Origin of the sequence: Paenibacillus glucanolyticus NBRC 15330 (assembly GCF_004000885.1) — a bacterium.
In the GTDB taxonomy this organism is placed as follows: domain Bacteria; phylum Bacillota; class Bacilli; order Paenibacillales; family Paenibacillaceae; genus Paenibacillus_AQ; species Paenibacillus_AQ glucanolyticus.
This window is the reverse complement of record NZ_BIMC01000007.1, coordinates 170,615-191,439: the sequence shown is the minus strand read 5'-3', so window position 1 is coordinate 191,439 and position 20,825 is coordinate 170,615. Positions and strand designations below refer to the sequence as shown.

Genomic DNA, 20,825 nt, shown 5'->3' with positions numbered 1-20,825 from the left:
GTAATGTTGACCCGTACGAACAACGGTCGGCTGTTTCTGTATATCGGCACGATCATACTGGGGCTCTTATTCGCCCTTCCTTTTCTCTATACCCTTTATACGTCCATCATCCCGATGCGCCATGTTAATACCCTGACGTCGCCGGCCAACTGGACGTTCGAGAACTTCAAAATCTTCTTCACGAACGATGCGTACAATGTGCCGAGATGGTTTCTGAACACCGTGATCATGACCGGCGTCGTTGTCATCGGGAACCTGATCATTAACCCGATGGCCGGCTTTGCCCTGGCCAAGCTGAATTTCAAGGGAAAAGGTCTGATTTACTGGATCGTCGTTGCCACCATGATGGTGCCGTACCATATGATCCTGATCCCGGTGTACGTGAATGTGGCGCAGCTTGGATGGTTGAACACATTCTGGGGGTTAACGGTGCCCTTCCTGTATCAGGGCTTGTACATCTTCATGCTCCGACAGTTCTTCATCTCGGTTCCAAATGAGTTTTTGGAGGCTGCACGGATGGATGGCCTGACGAAGATGGGTGCTTTCTGGCGGATCGTGTACCCGCTGGCCCGTTCATCGCTGATTACGATGTCGATTCTTGCTTTTGCCGGCACCTGGAACAGTTATCTTGTTCCGAGTACGCTTGCGAATACACCGGAAATGTATGTGCTGGTTGTTGGTCTGAACAGCGTGAAGGATATGTTCTTTGAGAATACGCCGATGATTATGGCGGGGGTTGTGCTGTCCACGCTGCCGATCATCCTGTTCTTCTTCCTGTTCCAGCGCCAATATATTGAGGGGATTTCGAACGCCGGCGTGAAAGGTTGATATAAAGCCTTGGGAGGGATTAGACATGGATAACGTGGAACAGCGTGCGAAGGATCTTCTCACGCAGATGACCTTGACCGAGAAGGTCGGTCAGACGGTGCAATACGGCCGGTGCGAGGAGCAGGAGCTGAAGCTGGTTGCCGAAGGCAAGATCGGGTCCTTGCTGAATGTGCATGGTCCGAAAAAGATCAACGAGCTACAGCGGCTGGCCGTTGAGGAAACCCGCCTCGGAATTCCGCTTCTGATTGGGGATGACGTCATTCATGGCTTCCGCACCATCTTTCCGATTCCGCTGGGCGAGGCCGCCAGCTGGGATCCCGAAGGGATGGAGAAGAACGCCCGCATTGCGGCCGTAGAGGCCGCAGCGCAAGGGATTCGCTGGACCTTCGCGCCGATGGTTGACATCACGCGCGACCCCCGGTGGGGCCGCATCGCGGAGAGCACGGGGGAGGATGTTTATCTGTCCTCTCTGGCCGCTGCCGCGAAGGTCAGGGGATTTCAAAGCCCGAATGAGGACGGCTATCCGACGGTAGCGGCATGCGTGAAGCATTTTGCCGGGTATGGCTGGATTGAAGGCGGCAGGGACTATGATACAACCGACATGTCGGAGCGGACGCTGCGCGAAACCGTGTTGCCCCCTTTCTATCACGGGATTCAGGCCGGAGCGCTATCCGTGATGAGTGCCTTCAGTGAACTGAACGGCGTTCCTGCTTCCGGAAGCCGTTATCTCCTGCGGGATATATTGAAGGGGGAATGGGGCTTTGACGGTATGGTGGTCAGCGATTGGGAGTCGATCGAAGAGCTGATCTACCATGGCTATGCCGAGGATCGGAAGGATTCCGCGTTGAAGGGGCTGGACGCGGGGGTGGATATGGACATGCACGCCGGTGTCTATCTTGATCATCTGGAAGCATTGATCCAGGACAATCCCGAGCTGCTCAAGCAACTGGATGATGCGGTGCTCCGCATATTACAGGTGAAATTCCGGCTCGGATTGTTCGAGCATCCGTATGTGAGCGAAGAAGCTGAAGCGAACGGAGATGCGCCGAAAGGGCAAGCCATCCCTGCTGCTCATCTGGAGCAGGCCAGGGACAGCGCCCGGAAATCGATTGTGCTGCTGCAGAATGACAGCGGGATTTTGCCGCTGGACACCAGCACGCACAAGAAGCTGGCTCTGATCGGGCCGCTGGCGGATGACCGCCACAATTCGATGGGCTGCTGGGCCTGGAAAGGCCGCGATGAAGACGTGATCACGGTATGGGATGCGTTCCAATCGGAAATCGCGCCGAAGGCCGAGGTGTTCTATGAGCCGGGCAGCGGCATTCTGGAGGAGCTGGATGGCGGAGTGAAGCGGGCTGTCGAGCTTGCCAAGCAGTGCGATGTTGCGGTTGTCGTTGTGGGCGAATCCGAAGCCATGACGGGCGAGCATTACAACGTCACCTCCATTACGCTTCCATCCTGCCAGGAGTCTCTGATTCAGGAACTGAAGCGTCAGACCGACACGCCGGTTGTGGTGGTGCTGATGAATGGACGCCCTCTTGCTGCTCCGTGGCTGCACGAGTTTGCCGATGCTGTGGTGGAAGCATGGCACCTTGGAACAACGACAGGGTACGCACTCGTGGATGTGCTGACTGGAGCGCATAACCCGAGCGGCCGCCTCCCGGTTACCGTTCCGCGCGCCACGGGCCAAATTCCGATGTATTACAACCGGAAGAATACCGGACGTCCTCATCTGTACGAGGATTATATCGATTGCGACGATTCTCCGCTGTATCCGTTCGGATATGGCCTGAGTTATACAACGTTTGAGTATACGGACATGATGCTGGACCGGCATCAAATCGGCCGGGATGAGTCCGTAGATGTATCGGTGAGCATAACGAATACCGGACAAAGAGCCGGCGAGGAAACCGTTCAGCTGTACATTCGCGACTTGGTTGCAAGCTCGACCCGGCCGGTCAGAGAGTTGAAGGGATTCCGCAAGGTACAGCTGCAGCCGGGCGAGAGCCGGACGGTACATTTTACGCTGGGACGTGAAGAACTTGGGCTATTGGATGAGAGACTTGCGTTTACGGTAGAGCCCGGGAAGTTCCATGTCTGGGTCGGACCACATTCGGAAGAAGGACTGCAGGCTGAGCTTGTAGTTGTTGAATAACCGGAATCAAAGGGGGATTTAAACATGGACTACCGTGTAATTAAAGAAGGAGATTTATTCTTTCTGACCGGGCTTAATGGAGATATCGTCCTGGGGGATGAACAAGGCCATGGTTTATATACGAAGGATACGCGTTTTTTGAGCCGCATGGAGCTGTTCATCGATGGCGAGAAGCCTTCGCTTCTGTCCTCCACGGGGGACAAGAGTTATGTTGCTTCATTCCGTCTGATGAAGGATGCCAAGGATGAAGGGGCGATTGAAGTGCTTCGGGAGCGCTTCATCTACAATGGCATTTTGTACGAGCGCTGCACACTGACCAATTATTTCGTGACGGACTCGAATATCGAGTTCGCGGTTTCCTTCGACGCGGACTTTCAGGATATGTTCCTGGTCCGTAAATACCGTACCGGGGAAGTTGGCAAGATGGAGGGGATTCTGACCGGCGATCAGGATATGACGCTGGCCTACGTCGGGGCTGATAACCTGAAAAGACAGACACGCATTGCTTGGGATGCGGACGGCGGCCAAGCGGATGAGGCCGGGAACGTCTCGTTCCCGTTGTCCCTGAAAGCCAAAGAGCGGAAGGTCATTACTTTCTTTGTCACGCCGATGACGGAGCAGCATTCCGTAACGGAGCCGCTCACCTACGAAGAAGGGCTGAAGAAGCTCGAAGCCTCGTATGAAGAATGGTACCGGAACAGCTCACGGGTCCAGTCGGATTCCGCGCTGTTCAGCGGCTTGTACCAGAGAGGGCTGCAGGATCTGCGCATGCTGACGACCGATGTGGGCTTCGGCGATACAACAGTCGCGGGGCTGCCGTGGTTCGCGGTTCCATTCGGCAGGGACAGCTTGATCACGGCCCTGTTCATGCTTCCGGTGAACCCGCAGCATGCCAAGGGGACCTTGAGAACGCTGGCAGCTTATCAAGGCGAGAAGACGGACCCTTGGCGGGATGAGCAGCCGGGCAAAATCATGCATGAGATTCGCTATGGAGAGCTTGTCACGACGAATCAATCGCCCTTCTCGCCGTATTACGGTACCATCGATTCCACACCGCTGTTTCTGGCGCTGATCGGCGAGTATTACCGCTGGACAGGCGATCTTTCCTTGGCGGAGGAATTGAAGCCAAACATGCTGCGGGCATTGGATTACATCGACGCCTCGCTTGAAGCGGGCTCCGGCTTCATGGCTTACAAGCAGGAAGCCGAGAAAGGCTTCCCGAACCAGGGCTGGAAGGATTCCGCCAACTCGATCATCCATGAGAATGGAGAGTATGCGGAATCTCCGATCGCACTGTCGGAGGTCCAGGGCTATGTGTATCAAGCCAAGGCATCGCTGGTGCCCGTTTTTGCAGAGTTAGGCGAGCCGGAACGGGCCCGCAGGCTGGAGACGGAAGCCGCGGAGCTTCGGGCTCGATTCGAATCGGCCTTCTGGATGGAGGATGAGATGTGTTATGCCATCGCACTGGATAAGGATCTCCGTCAGGTGCGCAGCGTATCCTCGAATCCCGGGCATCTGCTTATGAGCGGGCTGCCGGAAGAGAGCCGGGCGAAAGCCCAATCCAAGCGGATGCTCAGAAGTGACATGTTTAACGGATATGGAATCCGCACGATGAGCACAGACTCCACGGGATACTATCCGATGAGTTATCACAACGGCAGTGTATGGCCGCATGATAATGCCATGATCCTGCTGGGACTTGGCAAGCAGGGATTCAAGGATGAGGCGGGTAAGGTCATCTCCGGCCTGCTGCAGGCTTCGGCGCATTTTGAGTACCAGCGTCTGCCGGAGCTGTTCTGCGGACATGATGCGAAGCTCGGTTATCCGGTTCCATACCCGACAACCTGTTCGCCGCAGGCATGGGCAGCGGGAACCTCGATTGCCTTCCTGCAGGCGATGCTCGGATTGTATCCGAATGCAGCGAGGAAGGAAATTGCGTTGTCTCCGTTCCTTCCGGAAGGGATGAATGAGCTGAAGGCCGAGCGGATTGCCATCGGAAACGGGCATCTGTCCGTATTCGTCGTACGGGAAGCCGGCAGCAGCACGTTTAAAGTCCAAGTACTTGAGAATACAACCGGATTCAATCTTGTGGATTGATCTTTTATCAGATTCTGTGTGCACGAACAACCTGACTCTTAATACTTAAGGGTCAGGTTGTTTTTGGTTGAAATTAGAGGAACGTATGTTCTATAATAGTGGAGTGAGTTTGAATGGATTGTTGTATACATACCGGATGGGAGAGAAACTATGAATTCCTATTGTACATATGCATTACATCAGATTGAAGTTGCCGTTGTATCCATCGTGGCGATAATCGACAAGCTCGATGAAGCGGATTTGCTCGTTAAGCCGACCGAGGACAAACATTCTGTCGGGGAATTGCTCAAGCATATCGCCGTCATCTGCCGGGCCGATTTCCACATATCACAAGGAGCTGCGCAGGAGGAGATGAGCGCCTATTATGCAGGTGTATCGATTCATAACCTGAAGGATATACAGGCTGAATTGTTAAGCAACTATTCGTATCTGGAACAGGCGTTCAGAGAGATGACGGAAGAAGAGCTTCATCAGGAGATGACGTCCTACTGGGGCGTCACCTATTCGAGGTACGAATGGCTGCTTGAAATACTGGGTCATGTGTACCACCACCGGGGACAGCTGCATGCGATGCTGGTTCACTGTAACGGAAAGGACCCGAAGGTCCCGTTATTCGAATAGCCATGGGATGGAGGAGATCCATCCGGGCTGGGCAAGGGGGCGTTCTTGTCCGGCCTTTTTTCTGACCTGACCATATTAAAACTCCTTTCCTTTCTCGCATAGAAATTCACCTAAAAAACATACGATCGCGCATCGTCAATCGATCTGGAAATCCTTTATAGTAATGACACAGCATGGAATATGTTTGCCACCCATCGTTAAGCTCCCCGCAGATTTACGCACGGCGTCATGATGTTTCTGTTTTTGCAGCAGCACCTGAACCAGCATACCCTCTCATTATGTTTATTGCATTCTTCCTTATAAACTGCCAGTGCGCGAGATTTTGCCTATGTTCGGGTGATCCTAACAGGGTTATTCGTGCTGGGGGCGTGATGGGGAGGATAGCGGCGGCGGTTGACCAACACAGGGTACATAGGAGTTCAAGGGAGGTGATCGGCACGAACGGAACATAGTTGTAAGCGCATACTTATTTCTTCCGGCATGCGGCCGGGAAGACGAGACTAACGTATGCAACGTACACAAGGAAAACATTTGATATCAGGAGGTTGGATCATGAAATCCAGAAGGTTGATGAATAGAATCAAACCTGCTGTCATGAGTTTACTCGTATTGATGCTGATATGGACACAGCTGATCATGGTGCCTGACCCGGGCTTTGCTGAGGGATCCCATACCGATTCGCATCCAGCCGTTCAGATTGGAGATGGGCAGCAATGGGATGGCGATCCGGCGGCGGGGGAACCCGCTATGGATCAACCGGGCGGAGGCCGGCCCGGCTCCGGTCATGAGGAGGTGCCAGGAGATGGCTCAGGCGATGAAGGCACTCCGGGCGGCGGGTCCGAAGGAGGTAAGGCACCTGCATCCGGCGAAGACGCCAAAGCGCCAGCAGCCGAGGATGCCGTAATCGCAGTGGAGCCAGGCAATCTGGCGGCTGGCAAGAATATGACGGCCAGCTCCTATAACCAGACCTATGCTGCCGGGAATGCCAATGATTCTAACCAGGCTACCTACTGGGAGAGCAGCAACAACGTTTTTCCTCAGTGGCTTCAGGTGGATCTGGGCAGCTCCTACAATGTCAACAAAGTGATATTGAAGCTGCCTGCGAGCGGGTGGGAGACGAGATCTCAGACGTTGACCGTACAAGGCAGCAGCAACGGCTCAGCGTTCAACAACCTGTCTTCTTCCGCTGCCTATACATTTAATCCGGCAGACGGCAATAAGGTTACGATCAATCTGACCGCGCAATCGGCGCGATATGTACGGCTGCTCTTCACCGCCAATACCGCATGGCCAGCCGGTCAGATTTCCGAGTTCGAAGTGTACGGCCAGGCACCGGCCGGGGATACAGAGGCACCGACTGCCCCGGGCAACCTCGCTTATACTGAGCCAGCTTCAGGCCAGATTAAGCTGACCTGGTCGGCATCAGCGGACAATGTCGGCGTAACGGGGTACGATATATACGCCAATCAGGCAGTGCGGGCAAGCGTAGCCGGCAATGTGCTGACGTATACGGATAATCAGCCTGCTGCCGCCACGGTCAGTTACTATGTGAAGGCCAAAGACGCTGCCGGTAATGTATCTGCCGCCAGCAACATGGTGACCCGCACGGGCAGCGGCGGCGGAGGCACCGGAACCAATCTGGCGCTGAACAAGCCGATCACGGCTTCCTCGAACGAATACATTTATGCCGCTTCCAATGCCAATGATGGCAGCTTGAGCACGTATTGGGAAGGCGGTGCCAACCGTTATCCGCATACGCTGACCGTCGATTTAGGCTCCAACGCGGACATTTCGTCGGTTGTGCTGAAGCTGAATCCGGATAGCCAGTGGGGAACGCGTACGCAGACAATTCAGGTGCTGGGCCATGATCAGAACAGTAACGCCTTCACAAATCTGGTATCCGCTGCGCAGTATACCTTTAACCCGGCCACGGGCAATACGGTGACCATTCCGGTTACTGCCAAAGTGAATGCCGTGCAGTTGAGGATCACGGCCAATACGGGTTCATCGGGAGGACAGATTGCCGAGTTTCAAGTTATCGGCACGCCTGCTTCCAATCCGGACTTGACCATTACGGGAATGTCCTGGACACCGGTGAACCCGGTGGAAACCGACAGCATTGTATTAACGGCCGTAGTGAAGAACATCGGGACCCTCTCTTCCGGGGCAACAACCGTCAATTTCTACCATGGCAATACCAAGCTCGGTACTTCGAATGTGGCGGGACTCGCAGCCGGTGCTTCGGCTAACGTGACCTTGAATCTCGGTGCCAAGGAGGCGGGAACATATCAACTCACGGCCAAGGTGGATGAGAACAATGCCGTCATGGAGCAGAACGAAGCCAATAACAGCTACACGCATCCGACATCCATGGTCATCAGCCCTGTTCAAAGCTCCGACCTGGTGGCAGCGACCAGTTGGTCACCGGGCAATCCGGCTGCCGGAAACAGTGTGAATTTCACCGTTACGGTGAAGAACCAGGGTACGGCCGCGTCCGCTGGAGGTGCTCACGGCATTAAGGTGACCCTGAGCGATGCGAATACAAACAACGTCATTCAGACCTTTACAGGCACGGTGAATGGCGTCATCGCCAGCGGGGCTTCGGCTCAGCCGGTGAACGTAGGCAGCTGGACGGCGGCCAACGGCAAGTACAACGTGAAGACCGAGGTGGCCGTGGATGCCAATGAGCTGCCGGTGAAGCAAGCTAACAACATCGCAACAAGCTCGCTCTTTATCGGACGGGGGGCGAATATGCCTTATGACATGTATGAGGCCGAGGATGCCGTCGTTGGCGGCGGAGCGGCTGTGGTCGGGCCGAACCGCAACATCGGGGATATTGCCGGTGAAGCATCCGGCCGGAAGGCGGTCACACTCCATTCAACAGGCAGCTTCGTAGAGTTCACGACGAAAGCCAGCACGAATAGTCTGGTTACGCGCTTCTCGATTCCGGATGCGCCTGGCGGTGGAGGGATCGATGCTACGCTGAACGTCTATGTGGATGGTGTCTTTACCAAGACAATCAATCTCACTTCCAAATATGCATGGCTCTATGGCGATGAGGCCAATCCAAGCAACAGCCCATCTGCAGGAGCACCGCGTCACATATATGACGAGGCCAACATCATGTTTGATACCACCATCCCGAAGGGAAGCAAAATCCGCCTGCAGAAGGATGCAGCCAACACAAGCCAGTACGCCATTGATTTTATCAATCTGGAGCAGGTGACCTTAATTGCGAATCCGGACCCTGCTAAATATGTCGTTCCGGCAGGTTTTACGCATCAGGATGTGCAGAACGCTTTGGATAAATTCCGCATGGATACAACGGGCAATCTGGTCGGCGTCTATCTCCCGGCTGGAACCTATCAGACATCGAATAAGTTCCAGGTTTACGGCAAACCGGTGAAAATCGTCGGCGCTGGCCCATGGTTTACCCGCTTTACCGGTCCATCGTCACAGAACAATACCGATATCGGATTCTCCATCAATGCAACGGCGAACGGCTCCACCTTCGCGAACTTTGCATACTTTGGGAATTACACCTCCCGGATCGACGGACCGGGCAAAGTGTTCGATTTCTCGAATGTTGCGAACATTACGATCGATAACATCTGGGTGGAGCACCAAGTGTGCATGTATTGGGGCGCCAATACGGATTACATGAAAATTACCAACTCCCGGATCCGCAACGTGTTTGCTGATGGGATCAACATGACTAACGGCAGCACGAACAATCTCGTGAGCAACATTGAAGCACGGGCAACAGGGGATGACAGCTTTGCTCTGTTCTCCGCGATTGATGCGGGAGGGGCAGACGAGAAGGATAACGTCTACGAGAATCTGACTTCGCTGCTGACCTGGCGTGCGGCGGGCCTTGCGGTATATGGAGGATACGGCAATACATTCCGTAATATCTACATTGCGGATACGCTCTGTTATTCCGGCGTCACGATCAGCTCGCTGGATTTCGGATACCCGATGAACGGCTTCGGCGCATCGCCGCCGACCCAATTCGAGAATATCTCGATTGTCCGGGCAGGCGGGCATTTCTGGGGCCAGCAGACCTTCCCGGCAATGTGGCTGTTCTCAGCCTCGAAGGTGTTCCAGGGCATTCGCGTAACGGACGTGGATATTATCGACCCGACTTACCACGGCATCATGTTCCAGACCAATTATGTTGGCGGGCAGCCGCAGAATCCGGTCAAGGATACGATCTTTACGAACATTACGATCTCCGGTGCGAAAAAGAGTGGCGACGCATTTGACGCGAAATCCGGCGTAGGAATCTGGGCTAACGAAATGCCGGAGCCGAACCAAGGTCCGGCCGTGGGCAGTGTGATCTTTAATAACCTGAAGATCACCGATACCGTAACGCCGATCAAGAATAACACCTCGACGTTTACGATTCAGGTAAATCCGTAATCCCCAAGGTGTAGAGCAGTCAGCGCATTTTGCAGACCAAACGGTTAAGCGCCTGAAACAGGCGCATGGAAGCATGGATTGGCAGGTCGTCCGATACCCTCGGGCGGCCTGTTTCCATCCTGTGCGATCTCCGTGGCACGATCTGCCCTTCTATATGCCCCATAACCAGGGACGATTGCAAACGGAGTTGACGTTCTTTTTACAAAGCGCCATGATATTTATTACATTCAACTCACATTCTTTTAAATTCGACAAATTAATACAATATTCGCTATAGACTCTAGCTAAATCATTCCACTATGATAGATATTAAATAGCTGATCGAGCTATTCTGAAAGCGTTCTCCCCATGTTCGCTGAACCGAAAATGATCCTAAGTCTAGGAGGGAACCTACCAAACCAGGCATATAGTAAAATCTGTTATCAGCTAAATGGAAAGCGCATTCATGACGTGTGGTATGTGTGCAGGGAGCGTCGTTAACACATATTTTACACATCGTTAATACTCACATGATCCTATCGCTTTATCATAGTGAGTGTTCGGTAAAGGGGGACACGCACTTATGACAGATCAGAAGAGAAGCCGTCTTCCCGTGATCGCTTCGATTACCAAGCTTGAACAGATCGATGCGGCTGTGAGCAGCGCGGTGGAACGGGTGAACCTGATGACAGGTGACATTATGAAACTAAGGGATATCGTAAGTCGGCTGCACTCCTCAGGCAAAAAAGTGTTTGTTCATTTGGAAATGGTAAGCGGGATTGGTCGTGACAATTCGGCTGTGCAGTATTTGGCGGATTCGTATCGGATCGATGGGATCATTACCACGAAGACCAATACGGTAGCAGCAGCGCGGCAAGCAGGCATCAGCTCGATACAGCGTGTGTTTGCCATTGATACGACAGCTTTAAGAACCGCCGTGAAGATGATCGGACAAGCGCGTCCGGACGAGGTGGAGCTGATGCCGGGACTTATGCCCCGCGTGATCCGCGACCTGAAGAAGGAAATTCACTGTCCGCTAATTGTGGGAGGATTTTTACGAAGCGAAGAAGAAATCGATGAGGCACTGGCTAACGGTGCAGATCTCGTATCTACGGGTGATGCGCGCTTTTGGAAATAAAGCGTCCTGTAGGGTTAATGGATTTACTACAATTACATATTTGCTAGGGGTGGAGACGATGAGATAACCCGAGTAGCAGCTACTTTAGCTTTTATAGGAGGTGGTGGCTCTTAGGTTGCGCTCTTTTGACGTCTCTATTTTTGTGCGCTTTTTAAGGGATAGAAGGGTTGATTGGATGAGGAGCTTTCCTCATTCCTGAGGGTCCATGTGCCGCCAGGGCTGGCATTGGGATGGATGAAGTGTGGATAGACAAGCCATTATTCAGAAGAAGTTGATTCGAAAGGGGCTAGAGATCATCAATGAAAAAGAAATCATGGTTGTTGACGTTACTGACCATATTTATGGTCATCACTACGGCATGCGGAGGCGGCGGTGGAAGTGAAAGTGCTGGAGGCGAGGTTTCGCTGGATGATGTGGAAGCCGCTTCAATGGATATGAAGAACGATACAACACCTGTCAAAATCCAATACTGGCATGCCCACGCGGATGCCCAGCTTGAAGGCTTGAATTACATGATTGCAGAGTTTCAGAAGAAGTATCCTCATATTACGGTAGAACCGGTGTTCCAAGGCGGTTATCCTGACCTTCACAAGAAACTGTCGGCTGCCGTAGCTGCGAATAATGTACCGGCCGTGACCAATGTTGAGGTATCGTCCCTCGCGAACTTTGCGGACAGCGGTGTATTTGCCGACCTGGGTCCATGGATCAAGCGCGATGAAGTGAAGATGGACGATTTTGCTCAAGGGATGCTGAACGCCTATGCCTACAACGGCAAGCAATTCGGATTCCCGCTGATTGTCAGCACCAGCGTGTTCGTCTACAACAAAACGATGCTGGACGAGCTGGGCGTAGAGCCTCCTGCGAAATGGGATGAGATTGAGGATTTCAATGCAAAAGTAACGAAAAAGGAAGGCGACAAAACGACTCGCTATGCCTTTTCGGTTCCAGGCTGGGATACGTGGTACTATGACCCTTGGAACATTAACGGCGGCGGACAAATCCTGACGGAGGACCTGAGTGCTTCCGCTGTCGAGAACGAGGATTCCCTCCGCTACCTTCAGAATTTCTACAAATGGCAAAATGACGGCAGCATGCATATGGGCTTCGGTAAAGGAGCTTCCGACAATATGCGGCAAATGTTCCTGAACGGTGAAATCGCCATGGTACAGCACACTTCCGCTATGTTGAAGATGTACCGCGAGAATGCAGACTTCGAAGTCGGCGTATCCTTCATTCCTGGCGATAAGGTCCGTACCTCCAACATTGGCGGCGCAGGTATCGTCATGATGGACGGTGCCAAGGATCTGGAGAAAGAAGCAGCATGGAAATTCATCGAGTTCATGACTTCAGCCGAGCAGAACATTAAATGGGCCGAATCCGTTGGATACCTGCCTACAAGAAAATCCGCGATCGAGTCGGAGGAAGGCGATCAATATTTCGAAAGATGGCCGCAATACCGATCGGTATATGAGCACTTTGATGAAGTGACACCGCGTATGCAGCACCCGGCTTATCCTGAATTCAGTGAAGTGTACAAAGAAGTTGTAGGGGAAATGGTGCTGAACAAAAAAGATCCGACACCACTTATGCAGGATGCGGCCAAGAAGATCAACGATATTCTGGCTGACTATGAGTGATGCCTATGGAGATCAATAAACAAGTGACTAAGGCGGCGTCCAATCGGGCGACCGCTTCGGTCTCTAAACGGATGTCTCATACGTTAATGGAGAAGTGGAAGGACTTTTCATTCGCGGTCCCGGCGCTGCTGTTCATGGGGGTGTTCCTGTATTATCCGCTGGGCTATTCCGTCTATATCAGCTTCACGAATTGGAATATGACTCGTCCCGTGAAAAAGTTCGTAGGCGTTGATAACTATACGCGTCTTCTGGGCAGCGCCGATTTCTATCAGTCCCTGAAGGTCACGTTCCTGTACACCTTGATGGACGTTGTATTCACGCTTGTGATCGGGCTGCTGCTGGCGCTGCTCCTCAATGTGTCCTCGTCACGTCTGTTCGGCTTCATGCGCGGTGTCATCTTCATGCCATATTACGTGTCGATGGTGGTTGCAGCCATGGTATTCACCTGGATATACAACGGACAATACGGGCTTCTGAATTCCGTTGTATCCTGGTTTGGCATGGACCCTGTCCAATGGCTGACCAATCCCTCCACGGCATTACCGGCATTGGTTGCCGTTTCGGTATGGAAGGGCGTGGGCTTCGCGATGATCCTCTTTATTGCAGGCATGCGGGGGATTCCGGCGGAGTATTATGAGGCGGCTTCGATTGATGGGGCCAGCAAGCTTCGGCAGTTCCGCAATATTACACTGCCACTCTTGTCGCCGATGACCCTGTTTCTTGTCATTACCAGTTTTATTTCCTCCATGCAGGTGTTCCAGTCAATTGACGTAATGACAGACGGCGGTCCGCTCAAGGCCACAAACGCCATTGTGTACTGGATCTATACGATGGCTTTCGATGAATTCAAGACAGGAAGAGCCTCTGCGCTTGTCATGATTCTGTTCGTTATCATACTGCTGTTAACATTGGTTCAATGGGTGGTCAGCAGGAAGAAGGTGCACTATGAAGGATAATTATATGGCCGGGTCAGCCAAGAACCGCAAGACCATGATGACGCTCCGCATCATCGGAGCCGTCATGGTAACGCTTGTCATGTTCTTTCCGGTGTATTGGCTGCTGATCAGTGCGCTCAAGACGCAGTCTGAGATGCGGATGGCCGTTCCTACATTCTGGCCGGAAACCTTTGCCTGGCAGAACTTTGCCGAGGCCTTCCGGGTGATCCCTTATGCGCGGTTCTTCAGTAATACGCTGCTGATGGCGGTAGGAACGATTATTTTGCAGCTGAATGTGGCGCTGATGGCGGCATATGCTTTTGCGAAGGGGCAGTTTTGGGGACGGGACGCTCTGTTCTTACTGGTTTTGGCTGCACTGATCGTACCGGAGCAGGTCATTTTCGTTCCGGTGTACGTCATGATGTCCAAGCTGGATTGGCTGGACACCTTCTGGGCGCTCATCGTGCCTCATGGAGCTTCTGCTTACGCGATATTCCTGCTTAGGCAGGCCTTCAAATCCATCAACAATGACGTTCTGGAAGCAGCGCGCGTGGATGGAGCCGGAAGGTTCTCGATTCTGTATAAGCTGTTGTTTCGGATGGCAATGCCAACGATTGTCACCATGGGCGTCTTAATCTTCATCTCGTCCTGGAACTCGTATTTCTGGCCGCTCATCATGACCAACGACAACGATATGCGCGTGCTTACGGTAGGTATTGCCATGCTGCGGGATTCCATTGCCGGCAATGAAGCGATGTTCTTCAATGTTATTATGGCGTCCAGCGTCATGGCCATTATCCCGATCGTGCTGGTGTTTACGGTCATGCAGAAGCATATTGTAGCCGCCATGGCGAATTCGACATTTAAATAACCTCATTTTATTCGTTAAGAGATTAGGCGGAGTTGACGGAGAAAGCCTGCATCCCTTGGCACCGTTACCGAGGAGGACATATTCTTGAGAGACATTCGCCTGATCGTAAGCGATTTAGACGGCACGTTATTGTCACCGGATCATTCGTTAAGTGAACATGTAGCAGGGACTATCCGGCAATATGTGAAGGAAGGCGGCCTGTTCACGGTAGCAACGGGACGACCGTATCGGACTGCGATGCCTGTGATTCAGGAACTGGGAATCGATATCCCCGTCATTCTGAGCAATGGAGCCGTGCTCGCAGAAGGCGGGCGCGTCCTGGAACGATACTGTTTGTACGTAAAGGACATCGCTGATATGCTGCTGGACTTCCACCTGATGGGACTGAGCGTGTTGTTATTCCGCGAGCACGAAATCCAGACCTTTGCACGCACCGAAGAGATCGAAGCCTATGAGCATAAGGAGCGCGTATCCTGCTCCGTGATATCTGCTCGATCTTCCCGCTGGACGGCGGGGGAGCTGGAGAAAGTGATATTAATCGGGAATCTGCTCGCATTCAACACGGTGTGGGACCGGTGGGAAAGCGTCCACCGCCATGCCGTTTCTCCGTTTCAGTCCGAGGCTGACTACGTGGAGCTTGTCTCGGGACAAGTCAGCAAAGGATTTATGCTGCAGCGTCTATCCAGCACGCTTGGGATCGAAGCGGGGCGGATCATGGCGATTGGCAATCAGATGAATGATCTGTCCATGCTGCAGCTGGCAGGGATTGGAGTATCGGTGGCGAACAGTCCTATAGAGCTTCAAATGGCATCCGATTACGTAAGTCAGGCATCTTATGGTGAAGGCGTGATCGAAGCCATCAATCGATTTGTACATGGAGGGAAGGGAATATGGAAGTACGGGGACTGGCCCATAGAGGATATCCGCTAAAATATCCGGAGAATACGATGCTCGGTTTTCAAAAAGCGCTGGAGCTTGGCTTCTCGCATCTGGAGCTGGATGTCCAGCTGACGAAGGACGGCGTGCCCGTTGTGATACACGACCCGACGGTAAACCGGACAACCAACGGTACAGGAGCGATCAACGCCTTCACGCTAGAGGAAATACGCAAGCTGGACGCAGGCCAGGGAGAGGTCATTCCAACGCTGGAGGAGGCTCTGCGTTTTGCCAAGGATCGGATGATCGTGGACATTGAGCTGAAGCAGATGGGCGATACCTATCCGGGGCTGGAGGAGAAGGTCATCAACGTGATTAAGGAAACGGGTATGGAGAAGCAGGTCTTCCTGACCTCCTTCGATCATTATTCCGTTGAACGGGCACGTGCGCTTGATCCGGACATTGAGCTGGGCCTGGTTATATACGGGGCGACCCCTTCCGTTTTTCCGTATCTGGAAGCGATCGGGGCCCGGTATGTATCCGTAAAATACGTTTATGTGACCCCGAAGTTCATGGAGGAAGCACGCAAGCGGAACATCCAGCTCATTGTCTGGACACCGGATGATGAAGCAGCTCTGGAGACGCTTGCCCAATATCCGGAATTGTTGATCGTGACGAACAATTTGGAGGGCTGGGCCAAGGTATACCAAGAGAAGATTGCCCAGAACGCGTGAAACTCCAGAGGCTGACGGCGGTTGGAGTGACGGATAACAGGCACTCGCATCACGGGTTCAGTACATCTGTGTACCGCTATCCTTCCAATGATGTCCGGCTTGCGGGTTGATGGAGATCGGCATGAACATAGAATGAAAAGGATCTGTCCCGGCATTTCATAATGGGGCAGATCCTTTTTCTAGTTATTTCGATAACCCATAAGGGTCTTGAAAATCCTAACTCTTGAGCGTCCTAATTACTGATGTGTATTCGCATAATCCCAGGAATTCCAGCATGGCTGCAATTCCTGAAAATTCAATGAAAATTTTCAGTTGACCTACGGACAATTGTCCGTTAGAATTTAAAAAGCATAATCGGACAATTGTCCGCAGACATCATTATAAGGAGGATAAGGTCTTGGATATGGGAGTGGGGCCAAGTACGGCCAAGATTGATTTAAGCAAGTTAAAGAGAGGGCCGATTGTAGCCGCACTGATTATTGGCGCGTTCGTTTCCATCTTGAATGAGACGCTGCTCAACATCGCTTTCCCAAGCTTGATGGAGCAGTTTAGTATTGGGGAGTCCACGGTTCAGTGGCTGTCCACTTCGTATATGCTGGTTGTCGGTATTCTGGTGCCGGTAACCGCGCTGCTTCAAATGTGGTTTACCACCAGGCAGATGTTTATCGGTGCTATGACGCTGTTCTTAATCGGTACCGTGATCAGCGGTATATCGCCGACCTTTGGCGTGCTGCTGTCCGGACGGATTTTGCAGGCAATAGGAACGGGTCTGCTGATCCCGATTCTGATGAATACGATCCTCAGCATTTATCCGCCTGAGAATCGCGGCGGAGCGATGGGAATGATCGGTTTGGTCATGATGACGGCTCCGGCGATCGGACCTTCGCTGTCCGGTTTGATTGTGGATGCTCTTAGCTGGCGCTGGTTGTTTTTCCTCATCATTCCGCTGGCGGCATTTTCGATTGTTTTTGCATTTATATATCTAAAAAACGTTACAGAGCTCACCAAGCCAAAGGTGGATTTTATCTCCATTATTCTGTCATCCGTCGGATTCGGGGGAATTGTGTACGGCTTCAGCAGTGCCGGTGAAGGCGGCTGGTCTGATCCGAAGGTCACATGGTTCATTGCCGCCGGTGCGGTCAGCTTGCTGCTATTTGTATGGCGTCAGCTGAAGATGGACCAGCCGATGCTGGATATGCGCACGTTTAAGTTTCCGATGTTCTCGCTCGTCACGGTGCTGATGCTGGTGCTGATGATGAGTATGTTCTCCACCATGATCATGCTGCCGTTGTTCCTGCAGAATGCACTTGGTTTGACCGCACTGGCGGCAGGACTTGTCATGATGCCGGGGGGTATCGTCAACGGTCTGATGGCCCCGATATCAGGCAAGCTGTTTGACAAATTCGGTCCGAGAGTTCTCATTATTCCTGGACTGGTGCTGTTGTCCCTCTCGATTTTCCTGTTCTCGAGAGTGGATTCTTCCTGGACCGGTGGTTATGTTATCTTCCTTCATGTTATGATGATGGTTGGCATATCTATGGTCATGATGCCGGCCCAGACAACAGCACTAAACCAGCTGCCGCGCTTGCTGTACCCGCATGGAACAGCGATTATGAGCACACTGCAGCAGGTTGCCGGAGCTATTGGCATGGCGCTCTTTATCAGTATCATGTCATCAGGAGCTAAAAATTATGTCGAGACGACCGGGGATATGAATCCGGTGGAAAGTATGATTGCAGGCCTTCAAAGCGCCTTTATAATCGGATTTGTTCTTGCAATAGTGGCCTTGGTGCTGGGCTTCTTCGTCAAACGAACAACTTCACCCGTAGAAGAAGAACAGTCTGCCGCATAAGATTCCCGTTTGTTCAAAGAGAAAGGGATATATGAATGGCAAAAGAGAATGACGAATTAGGTCAGAGAATTTTGGATACGGCTCAGGCCTTGTTTGACCAATACGGCGTCGAGGACGTGTCGATGCATCAGGTGGCTAAAACCGCCGGAATCGGTCAAGGCACCTTGTACCGCCGCTATCCAAGCAAGAGTAAAATTTGCTTTACGCTCATGGAGGCGAAGATTGACCGGTTCATGGAGGAATTGGACCTTTACCTGCGCAATAGCGCGGATGTGCCCGCTGCGGCCCGTTTGAGGACCGTCATGACGAAGGTTATTCTTCACTTCAATGAGGATCTGGAATGGCTGCGGGTGATGCTGAGTTCCGATCGGCTGGAAGACACCAAGAACATTTTGTGTGAGCATCCACCTTTCATGTATTTGCGACTGCAGATCAAGGGCCTTCTGGACCAAGCGGCGGAGCAAGGAACGCTGATGCCGGTTGATTCACAATTTACATCCGTCATGCTTGCCTCGCTGCCTCGGGCGGACATTATTCTGTATCTCCGGGATATGGGATATAGTGCGGAGCAGATTGCGGAGGAATATTGCAGAAGTTTTGTTGACCCGTTGTTTGTATGTCGATCAACGAAATAGACCGGCATGCAAGAGGCCGTTTCGGAAGACTGTATAGTCTTCCGGACGGCTTTTTTGTATGTTCTCGGTAGGGTTTCTTTTTCGTTTCAATGCAACATTTGGCAAAAAACGCCCGTCAGTATAGTTGTACATGATAATGAAAGACACCTAGAAAGGATGATCAACATGAACAAACAATGGAAGAAGCAAGCGGTGACACTGATGGTTGCAGCCATGGCGGTTTCCGGTAGTGCAGCGGTTTATGCGGCACCCCAGGCTGGAGGAAGCCAGGAACAGAAGCCGGTTGTGATATCGGCTGCCATGGATTATGGAGTGCTGGTCAACGGCAAGGATGTGACGGGCGCTGGATTTATGAATACAGACGCGAAGCTGGTCATGATTCCGCTGCGGAGCGTGTCCGAGGCACTCGGATTTGAACTGGACTGGAATCAGGAGGATCGCTCTGCAGAGCTGACGAAACCGGGCTCACCGATCTGGACCCTCGTGCAAACAGGCAAGGATCAGTACGCGGTAAACAAAATGTACAAGTCCCTCGGCGCTGCGCCGGTGAATGTGAAGGGCACGCTCTATGTTCCGGCTAACTTCTTCAGCGAGGTACTCCGGGCTAGCGTCGCGGTCGATGGTATGAAGGTGAGTATCACTTCCGGGGAAGATGATGTGAAGAAGGAAACCACCAGCGGCAAAATCACGGAAGTCATTCATAATGAAAATCGCAAGGCCGTTCATATTAACGGCACGGGAACGGAAGGCATCATTCTGAATGTGGACGAGAGCACCATCATCCGCGACGCGGAAGGCAAGAATATCGAGCTCAAGGATCTTGCGAAAGAGATGGAGATTGAAGCCGTTCACAGCATGGCGATGACCATGAGCCTGCCGCCGCAGACCTACGCATATGAAATCAGTGTGAAGTCGGACAAGGAAGAGAAGGAACAACTCGCTACCGCTGGTGCCATTACTGATATCAATGCAGAGGGCGGCAACCTGCGTGTAACGATCAAGGGTCAAGGATTGACGGAGCAATCACCAAGTGAAGTGATCCTAAGTCTGACGCCTGAAACGATTATCGAGCATAAAGATGGCAAAGCTATGAAAGCTAGTGATTTGACTGCCGATGCGGAGATCATTGGTTATTACAGCCCTGTGATGACCAAGAGCCTGCCGCCGATTGGCCATGCGATCAAAATCGTTCTTCAATAAGAGGGAATACAAGAAGAAGCCTGGCGGTTGCGCCGGGCTCTTTTTCTCGTTAATGATACAGCGGGGGAACCGGAATTTCCTTATCATAGACGGTGATGTTTAAAGACATCTGTTCATCAAGAGAAGCGAAGAACACCTGATCAAGCAGGATCTCCCGCTCGCTGAGCTGGTTCTCCAGCCATTTTCCTGTAAGGTTTAGCTTTTGGAGGGTTATGGTTTGAACTCGCCCTTCCTTAATAATGGCGTAGGACAGGCCGGAATCCTGCCGCTTTAATTTTAAGTCCTCTAGCGTAACGGTCATCTTCTCCATTTTCTTCAGAACGGATAAGGTCCCATTCGGCTCCAGCACGGCCATATCCACAGTGTTGATATCAAAAATCTGATCCTCACGCAGCATCTGCAAAATATTATCGATGGGATAACGGGCTTTTTTCAGATTCTTATGAAGGAATTGCCCATCCTTAATCACGATAATGGGTTCGAATGTCATCCATTTCCCGATGAGGCGGCTCTTAATGAGCAGGACGGAGCCGATCTTTTGCAGGACACCGATGGCAACAATGGCGAAGATCGTAGGAATATGCTCGATATGGGGGTCTGCAATATCTGCCCCGATTACGGAACCGAGGGACAGAATGATGATGTAATCAAAGACGGGCAGCTCGGCAACGGATCGACGGCCCATAAACAGGGTAACGGCTAAGAGCAGCGGATAGATGGTATAAATTCTGCCGAGCACTACCAGAAGATCTTTGATGAGTTCCATGGCACAGATCCTTTCCGAGTGGTTTTACGGCCTTACACAGAAGGGTTGGCTATTGCCAAGAAAAATATGTATTATCAGC

Annotated in this window: 15 protein-coding genes; 14 read left to right on the top strand and 1 reads right to left on the bottom strand. The window is 52.3% G+C overall.

The annotated features are described in order from the left end of the window. The first annotated feature begins 3 nt into the window (after nucleotides 1–3). From PGL02S_RS13420 to PGL02S_RS13355, 14 genes are all read left to right on the top strand, one after another. The gene (locus PGL02S_RS13420; protein ID WP_006207848.1) at nucleotides 4–828 is read left to right on the top strand and encodes a carbohydrate ABC transporter permease; all 825 of its coding nucleotides are present in this window, start codon (nucleotides 4–6) and stop codon (nucleotides 826–828) included. 25 nt (nucleotides 829–853) lie between these two features. Further along, complete coding sequence (bglX, locus tag PGL02S_RS13415; RefSeq protein ID WP_036643997.1) at nucleotides 854–2,983, top strand: beta-glucosidase BglX; 2,130 nt, start codon at nucleotides 854–856, stop codon at nucleotides 2,981–2,983. A 24-nt stretch (nucleotides 2,984–3,007) separates the two neighbouring features. Then, the gene (locus tag PGL02S_RS13410) at nucleotides 3,008–5,080 is read left to right on the top strand and encodes an amylo-alpha-1,6-glucosidase (RefSeq protein WP_036643994.1); all 2,073 of its coding nucleotides are present in this window, start codon (nucleotides 3,008–3,010) and stop codon (nucleotides 5,078–5,080) included. Nucleotides 5,081–5,230: 150 nt separating this feature from the next. Further along, nucleotides 5,231–5,701 carry a DinB family protein gene (locus PGL02S_RS13405; RefSeq protein ID WP_006207851.1) on the top strand — a complete coding sequence of 157 codons (471 nt, stop codon included), beginning with the start codon at nucleotides 5,231–5,233 and terminating at the stop codon, nucleotides 5,699–5,701. 552 nt (nucleotides 5,702–6,253) lie between these two features. Continuing rightward, nucleotides 6,254–10,123 carry a discoidin domain-containing protein gene (locus PGL02S_RS13400; RefSeq protein ID WP_036643992.1) on the top strand — a complete coding sequence of 1,290 codons (3,870 nt, stop codon included), beginning with the start codon at nucleotides 6,254–6,256 and terminating at the stop codon, nucleotides 10,121–10,123. Nucleotides 10,124–10,685: 562 nt separating this feature from the next. Continuing rightward, a complete protein-coding gene (locus tag PGL02S_RS13395; RefSeq protein ID WP_006207853.1) occupies nucleotides 10,686–11,240 on the top strand; it encodes a glycerol-3-phosphate responsive antiterminator in 555 nt (184 codons plus the stop codon). A 299-nt stretch (nucleotides 11,241–11,539) separates the two neighbouring features. Then, nucleotides 11,540–12,877: an ABC transporter substrate-binding protein gene (locus PGL02S_RS13390; protein ID WP_036643990.1), complete on the top strand. Its 1,338-nt coding sequence runs from the start codon at nucleotides 11,540–11,542 to the stop codon at nucleotides 12,875–12,877. After that, nucleotides 12,877–13,833 (top strand): carbohydrate ABC transporter permease, encoded by a 957-nt coding sequence (locus tag PGL02S_RS13385; RefSeq protein ID WP_036643988.1) that lies wholly within the window; start codon nucleotides 12,877–12,879, stop codon nucleotides 13,831–13,833. The genes PGL02S_RS13390 and PGL02S_RS13385 overlap by 1 nt, the downstream gene beginning before the upstream one ends. Continuing rightward, entirely contained in the window at nucleotides 13,823–14,683 is an 861-nt protein-coding gene (locus tag PGL02S_RS13380) for a carbohydrate ABC transporter permease (RefSeq protein ID WP_036643985.1), read from the top strand. The genes PGL02S_RS13385 and PGL02S_RS13380 overlap by 11 nt, the downstream gene beginning before the upstream one ends. A gap of 84 nt (nucleotides 14,684–14,767) precedes the next feature. Next, nucleotides 14,768–15,613 (top strand): HAD-IIB family hydrolase, encoded by an 846-nt coding sequence (locus tag PGL02S_RS13375; protein WP_036643983.1) that lies wholly within the window; start codon nucleotides 14,768–14,770, stop codon nucleotides 15,611–15,613. Beyond that, complete coding sequence (locus PGL02S_RS13370; protein ID WP_036643981.1) at nucleotides 15,574–16,293, top strand: glycerophosphodiester phosphodiesterase; 720 nt, start codon at nucleotides 15,574–15,576, stop codon at nucleotides 16,291–16,293. The genes PGL02S_RS13375 and PGL02S_RS13370 overlap by 40 nt, the downstream gene beginning before the upstream one ends. Nucleotides 16,294–16,696: 403 nt before the next feature. After that, nucleotides 16,697–18,145: an MDR family MFS transporter gene (locus tag PGL02S_RS13365; RefSeq protein WP_228029905.1), complete on the top strand. Its 1,449-nt coding sequence runs from the start codon at nucleotides 16,697–16,699 to the stop codon at nucleotides 18,143–18,145. A gap of 35 nt (nucleotides 18,146–18,180) precedes the next feature. Next, nucleotides 18,181–18,780 (top strand): TetR/AcrR family transcriptional regulator, encoded by a 600-nt coding sequence (locus PGL02S_RS13360; protein ID WP_006207860.1) that lies wholly within the window; start codon nucleotides 18,181–18,183, stop codon nucleotides 18,778–18,780. Nucleotides 18,781–18,945: 165 nt separating this feature from the next. Beyond that, nucleotides 18,946–19,980: a copper amine oxidase N-terminal domain-containing protein gene (locus PGL02S_RS13355; RefSeq protein WP_036643979.1), complete on the top strand. Its 1,035-nt coding sequence runs from the start codon at nucleotides 18,946–18,948 to the stop codon at nucleotides 19,978–19,980. 49 nt (nucleotides 19,981–20,029) lie between these two features. Here PGL02S_RS13355 and PGL02S_RS13350 read toward each other — a convergent pair whose 3' ends face one another. Continuing rightward, nucleotides 20,030–20,746 carry a DUF421 domain-containing protein gene (locus PGL02S_RS13350; protein WP_036643976.1) on the bottom strand — a complete coding sequence of 239 codons (717 nt, stop codon included), beginning with the start codon at nucleotides 20,744–20,746 and terminating at the stop codon, nucleotides 20,030–20,032. Nucleotides 20,747–20,825: the final 79 nt, after the last annotated feature.